The following is a 14,563-nucleotide window of genomic DNA, read 5'->3' as shown; positions in this document are numbered from 1 at the left end:
GGTGGACAAGGATTGCGCTAGGCTTGCGCGCTCAGCGCTCAACAGATCCGGGGCTTTAATGAATCAACTGCAAGCCATGCGCGCGTTTCGTTGCATCGTCGAGTGTCGCGGGTTCAGCGCCGCTGCCGAGCGCCTCGACACCACTCACTCGACCATCTCCCGGCAGTTGCAGCAACTGGAACGCGAGCTGGGCACGCGGCTGATCAACCGCAACACCCGAGGTTTCAGCCTGACCACGGCGGGGCAGCAGTATTACGCGGCGTGCGTGGACATTCTCGATCGCCTCGATCAAGCCGCACTGGCGGTGGGGCAGGCACATGAAAGCCCCAGCGGTGTGCTGCGCATCAGTGCACCGATGGTCATCGGTACGCTGGAACTGGCGAGCTGGTTGCCGGCGTTTCAGCAGCGCTATCCCGAGATTGAAGTGGACCTGTCCTGCGATGACCGCTTCGTCGATCTGATCGCCGAGGGTTTCGATGTGGCCCTGCGCATCTGCGGGCCCTTGGCCGATTCATCCATGGTGGCGCGGTTGCTGACTGTCTCGGACATGTTGCTGGTGGCTTCGCCTGTGTATGTGGCGCGCAATGGTTTGGTGCGCCAGGTGCGCGAACTCGCCGAGCAGCAGTTGCTGGCGTTTGCCGGTGGCAGTGACTGGGCGCTGACCGACGCGCGCGGGCTCACCACTTGTGTGCGCGTGCAGGGGCGGTTCAAGGCCGACTCGATCAGTTCGCTGCACGCCGCCGCGTTGGCCGGGGTTGGTATCGCCGCGTTCACCCGGGCCACGGTGCAGGACGATCTGCTCAGCGGCCGGCTGGTGCAAATCCTGCCCAACTACAGCCTTGGGCGGCGCCACTATTACGCGCTCTATCCGCATGCCCGGCACGTCGCGCTGAAGGTGCAAGTGTTCGTCGAATTCATGCTTGAGCACTACCGCAACACCGCCGCTGCGCTGCGTTAAAACGCCACGAGACGTCGACAAAGCTTGAGTGAAAGGCGTTCGAAGTGAACAATATGTAACTTCGCATTTCCATTTGAGACTCATTCATGACTGCCGCGTCCCGATTCCTGGCCTGGCTGGTGTTCCCGCTGTTTGCCCTGAGCAGTTTCAACCTGCTGGCCGACACCGTGGAAGGCGCCCCGCAGGCGCTGCACCTGCTCGATTACATCAGCGCCGACTACCCGCCGACGGTCGAGGCGGGCAAGGTCGTCGACGACGGCGAATACCGCGAGCAACTGGAATTCACCCAGGTGCTGCAAGGGCTGATCGCAGCTCTGCCGGCCAAACCGGAGAAGGCTGCGCTGGAGCAGGGTGTCGAGGCTCTGCACGCCGCCATCACGGCGAAACAGGACGGCGCCGACGTCGCGCGTCAGGCCCGACAACTGGGGGCGAAACTGGCGGTGGCATATGAAGTCAGCCAAGCGCCGATCATCACTCCCGATCCGACCCGGGGCGCGCCGCTGTACGCGCAGAACTGCTCGGTATGCCACGGTGAAACCGGCGCCGGTGACGGCCCGGCGGGGCTCGGCATGACGCCGCCGCCAGCCAATCTGCGCGATGCCGCACGCATCGATCACCTGAGCCTGTACGCGATCTACAGCACCCTCGGCCAAGGCGTCGAAGGTACCGACATGCCGGCGTTCGCCGATCAACTGGACGACCGTCAGCGTTGGGATCTGGCGACCTACATTGCCGGTTTCAGTGCCGACCCGGCCGCGGCCAAGTCCGACAAGACCTTCAACATCGCCGATCTGGCGCGCCAGACCCCGGCCGAGGTGCAGGCCGCCGAAGGCCCGCAGGTCGCCGCAAGCTTCCGTACCCAACGCGCGCAGCCGCCGCAGGTCAAGCGCGGCCCGGCGCAGTTGCTTGATTACACCGCCGCCACGCTGGACAAGAGCCTGGCCGCGTATCGCGCCGGCGATCACGATCAGGCCTATGACCTGTCGGTGGCGGCGTATCTGGAAGGCTTCGAACTGGTCGAAAGCTCGCTGGATAACGTCGACGCCAACGTGCGCAAGGACACCGAAAAATCGCTGATGGCCTACCGTCAATCGTTGCAGGACGGTTTGCCGGTGGCGCAGGCCGAACAGCGTCTGGACGTAGCCAAGGGCAAGTTGAAAGAGTCCGCCGAACTGCTCGGCAGCGATGGCCTGAGCTGGTCGCTGAGCTTTATCTCCGGCCTGCTGATTCTGCTGCGCGAAGGCCTCGAAGCGATTCTGGTGCTGGCGGCGATCCTCGCGTTCCTGCGCAACACCGGCCAGCAGTCGGCAGTGCGCAGCGTCAACATCGGTTGGGGCCTGGCGCTGCTCGCCGGTCTTGGCACCTGGGCGCTGGCGGCGTATGTGATCGACGTCAGCGGCTCGCAGCGTGAACTGCTCGAAGGCGCCACGGCGCTGTTCGCCAGCGTCATGGTGCTGTGGCTCGGTGTGTGGATGCACGACCGGCGCCACGCCGCGGCCTGGCAGGATTACATCAAGCAGAGTCTGGTCGGCGGCGGCGGGCGCTTTGGTTTTGCGATCCTCGCGTTCTTCTCGGTGTACCGCGAGTTGTTCGAAGTGATCCTGTTCTACGAAACCCTGTGGCTGCAGGCCGGCCCCGCCGGGCATGACGCGGTGCTGGCCGGTGGTGCGACCGCACTGGTGCTGTTGATCGGTCTGGCCTGGGTGATCCTGCGCGGTTCGGCGAAACTGCCGCTGGCGCTGTTCTTCAGCATCAACGCCGGTCTGCTCTGTGCCTTGTCGGTGGTGTTCGCCGGGCATGGCGTGAAAGCGCTGCAGGAAGCCGGGATCTTCGGCACGCGACCGGTGGCGTTCTTTGAATTCGACTGGCTGGGGATTCACGCCGACGCCTATTCGCTGACGGCTCAGGCCGTGGCGATTCTGGCGATTGTTGTGCTGTACGGACGGAGTCGGATCGCGGAGAAGAAGCGGGTCACTGCTTAACACATTCGCTGCGCTCACATTCGCGGGCAAGCCAAGCTCCCACAGGTTTAGCGTTAACCTTGTGGGAGCGGGCTTGCCCGCGATGCTTTTTTGAAGAGGAAAAAATCATGCGTGTATGGATCGATGCCGACGCTTGCCCCCGGGCCGCCAAGGATCTGGTGGTGAAGTTCGCCCTCAAGCGCCAGTTCGAAGTGGTGCTGGTGGCCGGGCAGCCGCAGACCAAGCCGGGGCTGGCCATCGTCAAACTGATCGTGGTGCCCAGCGGTCCGGATGCGGCGGACGATTATCTGGTCGAGCACGCGGTGCCTGGTGAACTGGTGATCTGCAGCGATATCCCGCTGGCCGATCGTCTGGTGAAGAAGGGCGTGGCGGCGCTGGACCCGCGCGGCAAGGAGTTCGATGCGCAGAACATGGGCGAGCGGCTGGCGGTGCGCAACCTGTTCACCGACCTGCGTGAGCAGGGCCAGATCAGCGGCGGCCCGGCACCGTTCGGCGAGCGTGAGAAGCAGGCGTTTGCCAATGCGCTGGACCGCATCCTCACCCGCCTGACCCGCAAACCTTGAAATAATCACCATTCCCCTGTGGGAGCGGGCTTGCTCGCGAAGGCGTCGAATCAGACAACATTGATTTGAATGACACACCGCTTTCGCGAGCAAGCCCGCTCCCACATTTCGCTCTGCATGCAGTCAGAGATCAAACATCGTTTTCGTGGGTGAGTTCGAGCACCCGGTCCACCAGTTTGTTGATCCCCGAAGCCGCCTCACTGATGTTCTGCGCCAGCATGTAAGCCGGGGTCGTCACCAGTTTGCGTGCCTTGTCTTCGATGATGTCGGTCACCGCGCAGTCTTCATGGCTGGCGCCCATCTTGTTCATCGCGGTCGCGGTGTCGGCATCGTTGCCGATGGTGCAGGTCACGCCCGGGCCGTAGATCTTCGCTGCCAGCGCCGGCGAGATGCACATCAGGCCCACCGGTTTGCCCGCTTCGGCAAATGCTTCCGCCAAGGCCAGCACCTCAGGCTGTACTGCGCAACCGGCGCCTTCAACGGCGAAATTCGAGAGGTTTTTCGCGGCGCCAAAACCGCCAGGTACGATCAGCGCGTCGAAGTCATCGACGTCGGCCTCGCGGATGTCCTTGATGTTGCCGCGGGCAATGCGCGCCGACTCCACCAGCACGTTGCGCGTTTCGGGCATTTCTTCACCGGTCAGGTGATTGATCACATGCAATTGCGCAATGTTCGGCGCGAAGCATTGCACTTGCGCGCCACGTTGATCCAGGCGCAGCAGGGTGATGACGCTCTCGTGGATCTCGGCGCCGTCGTACACGCCGCTGCCGGACAGGATCACTGCAACTTTTTTGCTCATGGGTTTCTCTCCAGATTCATGGCGCTAAATGTCCACTAATTTATCGCGCGTTGCCATAGGCTGAAGTGGCGGCGGCACCTGCATGGAGCGCTTTCTAAATGGATCGCAACAACGGCGGGGTGTTCATTATTTGCGGTTGCCTGCTTCGTGACGAGCAGGAGATTTTTGGCGTGAGAACGCCGCTGGCGAACGAGAGTCCGCTGGCGCAGAGGGGATAAATGACTAAAAGAGCCGGCCAGCCCGGGCTTTGCGCAGGGCTGTGCGCCAGGCGCCAGCGCGTTATTCGGCTGGCGTCTTCGGTTCGGCAGGTTTGGCCACTTCGGCTTGATTCAGCACTGCCGCTTTTGCGGCTTGCTCGTCGGCGTAAACCTGCTTGGCCAGTCGCGCATTCTTGAAGCGGCGACGCAGCCACAGACCAACGCCAAGAATCAGCAGCGCGCCAAGCACCCACAGCTCGTACTTCTTGATGCTGCCGAGCATGCCTTCGAGCACCGCGCCGAAGTGGTAGGCGGCGGCTGCCAGGGCGGTGGCCCAGATCGCTGCGCCGATACCGTTGAGCAACAGATAACGTCCCGGCGGATAACCCGACAGGCCGATCGCCACCGGCATCACCGTGCGCAGGCCGTAAACGAAGCGGAAGCTCAGAACCCAGATGTCCGGATGCTTGCGAATATGTTCCAGCGCGCGGTCGCCCATCATCTGCCAGCGCGGTTTGCGTGCGAGCAATTTGCGCCCGTGCTTGCGCCCGAGGAAGTACCACAGCTGATCGCCGGCATAGCTGCCGAAGAACGCCACGACTACCACCAGGTTGATGTCCATGTATCCACGGAACGCGAGGAAGCCTGCGAGCACCAGGATGGTTTCGCCTTCGAAGAACGTGCCGAGGAACAAGGCAAAGTAGCCAAAGTCATGCAGAAATTGTTGGAGCATTGTCTGGGTGCTGGCGAAATGAACGCGCAGCCTAACCCTTCGGACACATTCATGAAAGTGTCCAAATGTGTCTCGACGTGAACAATTCCTACGCTAACAATGGAATGCGGCTACATGTCACGGGGTACGCACAACTGTAATCTGTTGGTCATAATGGCCGTCTATAACTGTCACGCTCGCCCGTTTGCGCGGGCTCAGGAGTCCGCCGTGAGCTTTACCCCTGCCAATCGTCTGTTTCCCGCCACTCGCCTGCGTCGCAATCGTCGTGATGATTTTTCGCGTCGGCTGGTGCGGGAAAACGTGCTGACGGTCGATGACCTGATTCTGCCGGTGTTCGTGCTTGAGGGTGAAAACCGTCGCGAGGCCGTGGCCTCGATGCCCGGTGTCGAACGTCTGAGCATCGACCTGCTGCTTGAAGAAGCGGCGCAATGGGTCGGGCTGGGGATCCCGGCGCTGGCGTTGTTCCCGGTCACGCCTGTCGAACTGAAATCCCTTGATGCTGCCGAAGCCTGGAACCCCGAGGGCATTGCCCAGCGCGCCACGCGCGCGTTGCGTGCGCGTTTCCCGGAATTGGGCGTGATCACTGACGTCGCCCTCGATCCGTTCACCACCCACGGGCAGGACGGCATTCTCGACGAAGAAGGCTACGTGCAGAACGACATCACCGTCGACGCACTGGTCAAACAGGCACTGTCCCACGCTGAAGCCGGCGCTCAGGTCGTGGCGCCATCGGACATGATGGACGGTCGGATTCAGGCGATCCGCGAGGCGCTGGAGCTGGCCGGTCACGTCAACGTGCGGATCATGGCCTACTCGGCCAAGTACGCCAGCGCCTATTACGGGCCGTTCCGCGATGCCGTGGGGTCGGCGGCGAATCTGGGCAAGGCCAACAAGGCCTCGTATCAGATGGACCCGGCCAACAGCGACGAAGCGCTGCACGAAGTCGGCGCGGACTTGTCTGAAGGCGCGGACATGGTCATGGTCAAACCCGGCATGCCGTACCTGGACATTCTTTTGCGGGTAAAAGATGCCTTCAAAGTGCCGACCTTCGTCTATCAGGTTAGCGGCGAATACGCCATGCACATGGCGGCGATCCAGAATGGCTGGTTGAGCGAGGCGGTAATTCTTGAATCACTGACCGCCTTTAAACGTGCCGGCGCTGATGGCATCCTGACTTACTTTGCTGTCCGCGCCGCTCAATTGTTACGAGAGCAGAAATAGCCCTCCCAGGAACATTCGATGAATACCGAAGGACTCACTGAAGTTGCAGTAAAAGAAGCTCAACCGGTGGTGGAGCAAATCACCGAAACCCCGCCGGAACTCGAGCCTGCGCCACCCGCGCCGGTTACCGAAGCCGTCGCGGCGGCGCCAGTGATTGCAATCCCGGGCCTGGATGACAGCAGCCTGTATATCCATCGCGAGCTCTCGCAACTGCAGTTCAACATCCGCGTGCTGGAACAGGCGCTGGACGAGTCCTATCCGTTGCTGGAGCGGCTGAAGTTCCTGCTGATCTTCTCCAGCAACCTCGACGAATTCTTTGAAATCCGCGTCGCCGGCCTGAAAAAGCAGATCACCTTCGCCCGGGAACAGGCCGGTGCCGACGGTTTGCAACCGCATCAGGCGCTGGCGCGGATCAGCGAGCTGGTGCACGGTCACGTTGACCGCCAGTACGCGATCCTCAACGACATCCTGCTGCCGGAGCTGGAAAAGCATCAGGTGCGCTTTATCCGTCGTCGTCACTGGACGACCAAGATCAAGACCTGGGTGCGCCGTTATTTCCGCGACGAGATCGCACCGATCATCACCCCGATCGGCCTCGACCCGACGCACCCGTTCCCGTTGCTGGTGAACAAGAGCCTGAACTTCATCGTCGAACTGGAAGGCATCGACGCCTTCGGTCGCGATTCCGGTCTGGCGATCATCCCGGCACCGCGCCTGCTGCCACGGATCATCAAGGTTCCGGAAGAAGTCGGCGGCCCGGGCGACAACTATGTGTTCCTGTCGTCGATGATCCACGCCCACGCCGATGACCTGTTCCAGGGCATGAAGGTCAAGGGCTGCTACCAGTTCCGCCTGACCCGAAACGCCGACCTTGCGCTCGACTCCGAAGATGTCGAAGACCTTGCGCGTGCCCTGCGTGGCGAACTGTTCTCGCGGCGTTACGGCGATGCGGTGCGCCTGGAGGTCGCCGACACTTGCCCGAAACACCTCTCGGACTATCTGCTCAAGCAGTTCAACCTGAGCGAGACCGAGCTGTATCAGGTCAACGGCCCGGTCAACCTGACCCGTCTGTTCAGCATCACCGGTCTGGACAGCCACCCGGAGCTGCAATACACGCCGTTCACCCCGCAGATCCCGAAACTGCTGCAGAACAGCGAGAACATTTTCAGCGTGGTGAGCAAGCAGGACATCCTGCTGCTGCACCCGTTCGAGTCGTTCACCCCGGTGGTCGACCTGCTGCGTCAGGCGGCGAAAGACCCGCATGTTCTGGCCGTGCGCCAGACTCTGTACCGTTCCGGCGCCAACTCGGAAATCGTCGATGCGCTGGTGGACGCCGCGCGTAACGGCAAGGAAGTGACCGCGGTCATCGAACTGCGCGCGCGCTTCGACGAAGAGTCCAACCTGCAACTGGCCAGCCGTCTGCAAGCGGCCGGTGCGGTAGTGATTTACGGCGTGGTCGGCTTCAAGACCCACGCCAAGATGATGCTGATCCTGCGCCGCGAAGCCGGTGAGATCGTGCGTTACGCGCACCTCGGCACCGGTAACTACCACGCCGGCAATGCGCGTCTATACACCGACTACAGCCTGTTGACCTCCGACGACGCCTTGTGTGAAGACGTCGGTAAACTGTTCAGTCAGTTGATCGGCATGGGTAAAACCCTGCGCATGAAGAAGCTGCTGCACGCGCCGTTCACTCTGAAGAAGGGCATGCTCGACATGATTGCCCGGGAAACCCAGTTCGCCGTCGAAGGCAAACCGGCGCACATCATCGCCAAGTTCAACTCGCTGACCGATCCGAAGATCATTCGTGCGCTGTACAAGGCCAGCCAGTCCGGCGTGCGCATCGATCTGGTGGTGCGTGGCATGTGCTGCCTGCGTCCGGGCATTGCCGGGGTTTCGCACAACATCCATGTGCGCTCGATCATCGGTCGCTTCCTTGAACACACCCGAGTGTTCTACTTCCTCAACGGCGGCGAGGAGCAGATGTTCCTCTCCAGCGCCGACTGGATGGAGCGCAACCTCGACAAGCGCGTCGAGACTTGCTTCCCGGTGGAGGGCAAGAAGCTGCTGACCCGCGTCAAGAAAGAGCTGGAGCTGTATCTGACCGACAACACCCACAGCTGGAGCCTGCAGTCGGATGGCCGTTACATCCGCAACACGCCAACCGGCAACCAGAACCCGCGCAGCGCGCAGGCGACCTTGCTGGAACGCCTGGGCAGCCCGATTCTGCCGGTGAGCAGCTAACAGCTTAAAAGCGCCCTCACCCTAACCCTCTCCCGGAGGGAGAGGGGACTGACCGAGTTGGATGTTCGAGGTACATCGACCTGAGATTTCGAGTCGAACTCAGGCTTTGAAAACAACACGGATCGGCTCCCTCTCCCTCGGGAGAGGGCTGGGGTGAGGGGCAGGTCCACACCCGCACTCAAGTCGAACCCAATAAAAAAGGCGATCCAGAAGGATCGCCTTTTTTGCACCTGAAATTTAACTCAGTGAACAGTGAGGACAATCCCCACCCGCGTCAGCCAGTCGGCTTCGAGGCCAAAGTCCGCCTGAGTCAGCTGGTTTTCATCCAACCAGTTCTCCGGAAATTCCACGTCGAGGGTGTTGCCTTTGGCATGCAGCGTCACTTGTGGCATCGCCTGGGTGCCACGGATGTGGTGGAACAGGATCGCGAAGCGCAGCAGCACGCACAGGCGGATCAGCTTGTCGCCGTCGTCACCGAACTCGGCGAACTTGTCCTTGGGGATGTTGCGGCGATGGCCGCGCACCAGCAGGGCGAGCATTTGCTGGTCTTCGCGGGAGAAACCGGCGAGGTCAGAGTGTTCGATCAGGTAGGCGCCGTGCTTGTGGTAGTGGTAGTGCGCGATGTCGAGGCCGACTTCGTGGACTTTCGCTGCCCAGCCGAGCAGTTCGCGCCAGATACCGTCATCCAGCTCCCAGTCCGCGGCGACCTGATCGAAGGCGTGCAGGGCTTTGCGTTCAACTCGCGCGGCTTGTTCCAGATCGACGTGATAGCGCTCCATCAGCGAAGTCAGGGTGCGTTCGCGCACGTCTTCGTGGTGATGGCGGCCGAGCAGGTCGTAGAGCACGCCTTCACGCAGTGCGCCTTCGCAATGATCCATGCGTTGCAGTTCGAGGGCGTCGAAGATCGCTTCGAGAATCGCCAGGCCAGCCGGGAAGATTGCCCGACGGTCAGGCTTGATGCCTTCGAAGTCGATCTTGTCGACGTCACCCAGTTTGAACAGACGACGCTTGAGCCAGGCCAGGCCTTCGGCATTCACTTCGCCGGTGCCATGCCCGCCGGCCTTCAGCGCCAGGCCGATGGCGCGGATGGTGCCCGAGGAGCCGATGGCTTCATCCCAGGTCAGGCGATGCAGGGCGTGCTCGATGCTCATGATCTCCAGCCGCGCCGCGGTGTACGCCTGGGCGTAACGGGCCGGGGTGATCTTGCCGTCCTTGAAGTAGCGCTGGGTGAAGCTGACGCAGCCCATTTGCAGGCTTTCGCGCAGCAGCGGTTCAAAGCGCTGACCGATGATGAATTCGGTACTGCCGCCGCCGATGTCGGCCACCAGACGCTTGCCCGGGGTGTCGGCGAGGGTGTGCGAAACGCCCAGATAAATCAGCCGCGCTTCTTCACGGCCAGAGATGACTTCCACCGGGTGACCGAGGATTTCTTCGGCGCGGTGGATGAATTCCAAGCGGTTGCGCGCTTCGCGCAGGGCGTTGGTGCCGACGATCCGCACGGCGCCCAGTGGCATGCCGTTGATCAGTTGGGCAAAGCGCTTGAGGCAGTCGAGGCCGCGCTGCATCGATTCTTCGTTGAGATGGCGCTCATCGTCGATACCGGCGGCGAGCTGCACTTTCTCTCCGAGGCGCTCCAGGATGCGGATTTCACCGTTCTGGGCCTTGGCCACGACCATGTGGAAGCTGTTGGAGCCCAGGTCGATTGCGGCGATCAGGGACAGATTCTTGGCTTTGGATTGCGGCATGGTCAGGGGGTCTCGGTCGATAACCCCGCCATCGTGCCACGATCAAACGCTGACGCCAACGCGCATGGTTCAAACCGTTGATCCTGCGCATAAAAGCTTGAGACCGCGGCGCGGCCATTCGCGAGCAAGCCCGCTCCCACAGGTGACCGCGTTCCAATGTGGGAGCGGGCTTGCTCGCGAAGAGGCTATTACAGCCACTGCAAATCCTTCAGGCTGTCGTTTCGACCGTCCCAATGAAATTCGCCAGCTCCGCCGTCTGCGGATTGGCAAACAACACCTTCGGATCCCCCACTTCATGCACCTTGCCATGGTGCATGAACACCAGCTTGTCGCCGACTTCCCGGGCAAAGCGCATTTCGTGGGTGACCATGATCAGCGTCATGCCTTCCCTGGCCAGTTGGCGCACCACGGCGAGCACTTCGTTGACCAGCTCCGGGTCCAGCGCCGAGGTGATCTCGTCGCACAGCAACACTTTCGGCGACATCGCCAGTGCCCGGGCAATCGCCACGCGCTGTTGCTGTCCGCCGGACAGCCGATCCGGGAAGGCGTCGAACTTCTCTCCCAGCCCGACGCGTTCGAGCATCTTGCGCGCCAGTTCGGCCGCCTTGGCCTTCGGTACTTTCTGCACCACTTGCGGCGCGAGCATCACGTTTTCGCCGACGGTCAGGTGCGGGAACAGGTTGAACTGCTGGAACACCATGCCGACTTTCTGCCGCAGGCTGCGCAGGTCGGCGCGGGCGGCGTCGAGGTATTCGCCGTCGACTTCGATCACCCCGTCGTTGATCGATTCCAGGCCATTGAGGGTGCGCAGCAGGGTCGATTTGCCCGAGCCGCTGCGGCCGATGATCGCCACCACCTGGCCTTCCTCGACGCTCAGGTCGATGCCTTTGAGTACGTGGTGATCGCCGTAGTATTTATGCAGGGCGGAAATTCTAAGCAGAGGCATGCAGTCTCCTTTCCAGGTAGCGCGCACTGAGCGACAAGGGGTAGCAGAGCAGGAAGTAGCCGAGGGCAACGAGGCCGTAGACCATGAACGGTTCGAAGGTGGCGTTGGCGAGCATGCCGCCGGTCTTGGTCAGCTCGGTGAAACCGATGATCGAGGTCACCGCCGTGCCCTTGACCACCTGCACCGAGAAGCCCACGGTCGGCGCCACGGCGATGCGCAGCGCCTGCGGCAGGATCACGTAGCGCAACTGCTCCAGCGGATTCAGCGCCAGGCTCGACGAGGCTTCCCACTGGCCATTGGGGATCGCTTCGACGCAACCGCGCCAGATCTCCGCCAGATAGGCGCTGGTGAACAATGTCAGGGCAATCGCCGCCGCCATCCACGGCGAGATCTCGATTCCGGCCAGCGCCACGCCGAAGAACACCAGAAACAGCTGCATCAGCAGCGGTGTGCCCTGGAACAGCTCGATCCAGGTGCGGGCGATATTGCTCGGCAACGGGTTTTTCGAGATGCGCATCACCAGAATCAGCAGCCCGACGATCCCGCCTCCGATGAATGCCACCAGTGACAGCGCCAGCGTCCATTGCAGGCCGGTGAGCAGGTTGCGCAGGATGTCCCAGAAGGTGAAATCGCTCATCGGCTGCTCCTCGCGATATAGCGGCGGCCGATCCAGTTCAGCAACTGGCGGATCAGCAGCGCCATGCACAGGTAGATCAGCGTGGTCAGCGCATAGGTTTCAAAGGCGCGGAAGTTGCGCGACTGAATGAAGTTGGCGGCGAAGCTCAGCTCCTCGGTGGCGATCTGCGAACACACCGCCGAACCGAGCATGACGATGATGATCTGGCTGCTCAGGGCCGGCCAGACCTTGCCCAGCGCCGGCAGCAGGACCACATGGCGGAACGCTTCGAAACGGCTCATCGCCAGTGCGGCAGCGGCTTCCAGTTGTCCGCGCGGAATCGCCTGGATGCCGGCGCGGATGATCTCGGTCGAATACGCGCCGAGGTTGATCACCATCGCCAGCACCGCCGCCTGCCACTCGGAAATCTGCACCCCGAGGGATGGCAGGCCGAAGAAGATGAAGAACAGTTGCACCAGAAATGGCGTGTTGCGGATCAACTCGACGTAGACGCCGAAGAGTGCCGAGAACGGGCGGATGTTCCACGCCCGCACCAGTGCGCCGACGATGCCCACGCCGACCCCGAACAGCGCGCCAATCGCCGTCAGCTCCAGGGTGAACAGGGCGCCGCGCAGCAGCAGGTCGGTGTTTTGCACCACCGGCATGAAATCGAACTGATAAGCCATCGATTGTCTCCCGCGCGACCGATCAGAGGTCGGCCGGCAGCGGCTCTTTGAGCCAGGTCTGCGAGTTTTTCTCCAGCGCGCCGTCAGCCTTGGCGGTGGCGAGGATTTCGTTGACCTTGCCCAGCAGCGCGGGCTCGTTCTTGTTCACGCCGACGTAGACCGGCGAATCCTTGAGCTTCACTTTCAGCGCCGGCACGCGTTTCGGGTTCTTCTCGCTGATCGCCACCATCACCACGTTGCCGCTGGCGATCAGGTCGACCTGGCCGGCGAGGTAGGCGGCGATGGTCGAGTTATTGTCCTCGAAGCGCTTGATGGTCACGCCTTCGGGGGCGACCTTGGTCAGCTCGATGTCTTCGATGGCGCCACGGGTGACGCTGATGGTTTTGCCCTTGAGGTCGTCGAGCGTAGTGACGGCGGCATCAGGCGGGCCGAACACCGCGAGGTAGAAAGGCGCGTAGGCGTGGGAGAAGTCGATGACTTTCTCGCGCTCCGGGTTCTTGCCGAGGCTGGAGATCACCAGGTCGACCTTGCCGGTGGTGAGGAACGGGATGCGGTTGGTGCTGTTGACCGGGGTCAGTTCGAGTTTGACCTTAAGTTGATCAGCCAGCAGCTTCGCCGTGTCGATATCCAGGCCACGGGGTTTCATGTCCGGGCCGACCGAGCCGAATGGCGGGAAGTCCTGAGGCACGGCAACTTTCAGTGTGCCGCGTTTGACCACGTCTTCCAGGCCATCGGCGTGGGCGGGGATCTGGCTCAGCATCAGGCTGGAAAACAGAGCGGCGAGGAGGGCTCGGTAACGCAGGGTCATGGCAAATCTCCGGATCGACGGGAAGTGATTTCTGCGATCGGACAGAGCACGGGCCGTGCCAATACCCGGATTTATCCCCGGCAGGCCGCGGGTTTGCCGGGTTTGTTCGGTCTTACTGGTCTGAACAGTCAGGTGGTTTTTCGCACTCCGATGGCGCACCGGCAGCGGGCGCCGAACCCCGCTGGGGCACGACTTGCCGGATCCGGCGAATAGCTTTACAACTAGCCGCACCTTGGCCTGGCTCGTCTGAAAAACCATGAACTCGATCTCCCGCGCCGTACCCGAAGTGGCGCTGCAAGCCATACGCAAACTGATCACCGAGCAGGGTTTTGGTGCGGGCGATGCGTTGCCGTCGCAACGGGATCTGGCGGTGCAACTGGGGGTCAGTCGGGCGTCGTTGCGCGAGGCGTTGTCGTCGCTCAGTGCGCTGGGCGTGGTCAGTATTCAGCCGGGCAAAGGCGTGTTCGTGCAGGCACCGGTGGACATTGCGCAGGGTGACAATGCGCCGGGCTGGCCGTTCGCAGCGCAGGCCTCGCCGCTCGACATCTTTCAGTTGCGCTATGCGCTGGAGGGTTTTGCCGCCGGGCTGGCGGCGGTGACCTTGAGCACGTTTGACCTGGATGCGCTTGAGGACAACGTTGCGGCGATGCGCGAGCAATTGAAGGCTGGCGACTTCGAGGCTGCGGCGAAACTCGACTTCGAATTCCACCGGCGCATTCTGCTGGCCAGCGGCAATCAGGCGATGCTGAGCATCCTCACCGCCAGCGCCGAGATCTTTCTGGAGAGCCAGAAGCTACCGTTCATCCGCGCCGAACGGGCGATGGAAACCTGGCAGGAGCACCGCAAGATCCTTCGTGCCCTCGCGCGCCGGGCGTCCGCTGCGGCCCAGAAGGCCATGCAGGAGCACGTGCGCAATGCGGCCCTGCGCACCGGAATTTCCTTCATTGCCCCCGCCACGGCGTGACTTGGGCTATACCCAAACTCATCGAGTGCCATAGCAAGACTCAATCAACTGCGGCTTCCTGAACAAGGGAAGGGCGGCTATGATGGGCCACGTTTTTTTGC

13 protein-coding genes are annotated in these 14,563 nt (G+C 62.1%); 6 read left to right on the top strand and 7 right to left on the bottom strand.

The window, feature by feature from the left end; translation table 11 throughout:
- The first annotated feature begins 58 nt into the window (after window positions 1–58).
- From ACOYXI_RS18225 to ACOYXI_RS18215, 3 genes are all read left to right on the top strand, one after another.
- A complete protein-coding gene (locus ACOYXI_RS18225; RefSeq protein WP_461675134.1) occupies window positions 59–958 on the top strand; it encodes a LysR family transcriptional regulator in 900 nt (299 codons plus the stop codon).
- Window positions 959–1,044: 86 nt separating this feature from the next.
- Window positions 1,045–2,940 (top strand): FTR1 family protein, encoded by a 1,896-nt coding sequence (locus tag ACOYXI_RS18220; RefSeq protein WP_461675133.1) that lies wholly within the window; start codon window positions 1,045–1,047, stop codon window positions 2,938–2,940.
- A gap of 107 nt (window positions 2,941–3,047) precedes the next feature.
- The gene (locus tag ACOYXI_RS18215) at window positions 3,048–3,503 is read left to right on the top strand and encodes a YaiI/YqxD family protein (protein WP_098966204.1); all 456 of its coding nucleotides are present in this window, start codon (window positions 3,048–3,050) and stop codon (window positions 3,501–3,503) included.
- A 130-nt stretch (window positions 3,504–3,633) separates the two neighbouring features.
- Here the strand turns inward: ACOYXI_RS18215 and elbB are convergent, their stop codons facing one another.
- Window positions 3,634–4,302, bottom strand: coding sequence for an isoprenoid biosynthesis glyoxalase ElbB (gene elbB, locus ACOYXI_RS18210; protein ID WP_210556355.1), 669 nt, complete (start codon window positions 4,300–4,302; stop codon window positions 3,634–3,636).
- A 279-nt stretch (window positions 4,303–4,581) separates the two neighbouring features.
- A complete protein-coding gene (locus ACOYXI_RS18205) occupies window positions 4,582–5,232 on the bottom strand; it encodes a DedA family protein (RefSeq protein ID WP_461675132.1) in 651 nt (216 codons plus the stop codon).
- Window positions 5,233–5,439: 207 nt separating this feature from the next.
- Between ACOYXI_RS18205 and hemB the strand changes: the two genes are divergently transcribed.
- On the top strand, window positions 5,440–6,453 hold the full coding sequence (gene hemB, locus ACOYXI_RS18200; protein ID WP_210556357.1) for a porphobilinogen synthase: 1,014 nt from the start codon (window positions 5,440–5,442) through the stop codon (window positions 6,451–6,453).
- A gap of 18 nt (window positions 6,454–6,471) precedes the next feature.
- Window positions 6,472–8,697, top strand: coding sequence for a polyphosphate kinase 1 (gene ppk1, locus ACOYXI_RS18195; protein ID WP_041072035.1), 2,226 nt, complete (start codon window positions 6,472–6,474; stop codon window positions 8,695–8,697).
- A 242-nt stretch (window positions 8,698–8,939) separates the two neighbouring features.
- Here the strand turns inward: ppk1 and ppx are convergent, their stop codons facing one another.
- The 5 genes from ppx to ACOYXI_RS18170 all read right to left on the bottom strand — a co-directional run bounded on the left by ppx (window position 8,940) and on the right by ACOYXI_RS18170 (window position 13,498).
- Window positions 8,940–10,442, bottom strand: a complete 1,503-nt coding sequence (ppx, locus tag ACOYXI_RS18190; protein WP_027610472.1) for an exopolyphosphatase — start codon at window positions 10,440–10,442, stop codon at window positions 8,940–8,942.
- A 208-nt stretch (window positions 10,443–10,650) separates the two neighbouring features.
- Window positions 10,651–11,388, bottom strand: coding sequence for an amino acid ABC transporter ATP-binding protein (locus ACOYXI_RS18185; protein ID WP_247839683.1), 738 nt, complete (start codon window positions 11,386–11,388; stop codon window positions 10,651–10,653).
- Window positions 11,375–12,025: an amino acid ABC transporter permease gene (locus ACOYXI_RS18180; protein ID WP_007968438.1), complete on the bottom strand. Its 651-nt coding sequence runs from the start codon at window positions 12,023–12,025 to the stop codon at window positions 11,375–11,377. The genes ACOYXI_RS18185 and ACOYXI_RS18180 overlap by 14 nt, the downstream gene beginning before the upstream one ends.
- On the bottom strand, window positions 12,022–12,690 hold the full coding sequence (locus ACOYXI_RS18175; protein WP_202369147.1) for an amino acid ABC transporter permease: 669 nt from the start codon (window positions 12,688–12,690) through the stop codon (window positions 12,022–12,024). Before ACOYXI_RS18175 ends, ACOYXI_RS18180 begins: the two co-directional genes overlap by 4 nt.
- A gap of 22 nt (window positions 12,691–12,712) precedes the next feature.
- Window positions 12,713–13,498 carry a transporter substrate-binding domain-containing protein gene (locus tag ACOYXI_RS18170; protein WP_096796124.1) on the bottom strand — a complete coding sequence of 262 codons (786 nt, stop codon included), beginning with the start codon at window positions 13,496–13,498 and terminating at the stop codon, window positions 12,713–12,715.
- Window positions 13,499–13,754: 256 nt separating this feature from the next.
- On the opposite strand from ACOYXI_RS18170, the gene ACOYXI_RS18165 reads away from it, so the two are divergent.
- On the top strand, window positions 13,755–14,462 hold the full coding sequence (locus tag ACOYXI_RS18165; protein ID WP_097089549.1) for a FadR/GntR family transcriptional regulator: 708 nt from the start codon (window positions 13,755–13,757) through the stop codon (window positions 14,460–14,462).
- The last annotated feature ends 101 nt before the right edge of the window (window positions 14,463–14,563 follow it).

The sequence above is a fragment of the Pseudomonas sp. G3-19 genome, from assembly GCF_054855875.1.
The sequence above is the reverse complement of the archived record's forward strand: the minus strand, read 5'-3'. Positions and strand labels throughout refer to the sequence as shown.

What these genes read in the sequence shown, in the direction of transcription:
- ACOYXI_RS18225 (WP_461675134.1), top strand. Translation starts at nt 59, where the DNA reads ATGAATCAACTGCAAGCCATGCGCGCGTTTCGTTGCATCGTCGAGTGT.
- ACOYXI_RS18220 (WP_461675133.1), top strand. Translation starts at nt 1,045, where the DNA reads ATGACTGCCGCGTCCCGATTCCTGGCCTGGCTGGTGTTCCCGCTGTTT.
- ACOYXI_RS18215 (WP_098966204.1), top strand. Translation starts at nt 3,048, where the DNA reads ATGCGTGTATGGATCGATGCCGACGCTTGCCCCCGGGCCGCCAAGGAT.
- elbB (WP_210556355.1), bottom strand. Translation starts at nt 4,302, where the DNA reads ATGAGCAAAAAAGTTGCAGTGATCCTGTCCGGCAGCGGCGTGTACGAC.
- ACOYXI_RS18205 (WP_461675132.1), bottom strand. Translation starts at nt 5,232, where the DNA reads ATGCTCCAACAATTTCTGCATGACTTTGGCTACTTTGCCTTGTTCCTC.
- ppk1 (WP_041072035.1), top strand. Translation starts at nt 6,472, where the DNA reads ATGAATACCGAAGGACTCACTGAAGTTGCAGTAAAAGAAGCTCAACCG.
- ppx (WP_027610472.1), bottom strand. Translation starts at nt 10,442, where the DNA reads ATGCCGCAATCCAAAGCCAAGAATCTGTCCCTGATCGCCGCAATCGAC.
- ACOYXI_RS18185 (WP_247839683.1), bottom strand. Translation starts at nt 11,388, where the DNA reads ATGCCTCTGCTTAGAATTTCCGCCCTGCATAAATACTACGGCGATCAC.
- ACOYXI_RS18180 (WP_007968438.1), bottom strand. Translation starts at nt 12,025, where the DNA reads ATGAGCGATTTCACCTTCTGGGACATCCTGCGCAACCTGCTCACCGGC.
- ACOYXI_RS18175 (WP_202369147.1), bottom strand. Translation starts at nt 12,690, where the DNA reads ATGGCTTATCAGTTCGATTTCATGCCGGTGGTGCAAAACACCGACCTG.
- ACOYXI_RS18170 (WP_096796124.1), bottom strand. Translation starts at nt 13,498, where the DNA reads ATGACCCTGCGTTACCGAGCCCTCCTCGCCGCTCTGTTTTCCAGCCTG.
- ACOYXI_RS18165 (WP_097089549.1), top strand. Translation starts at nt 13,755, where the DNA reads ATGAACTCGATCTCCCGCGCCGTACCCGAAGTGGCGCTGCAAGCCATA.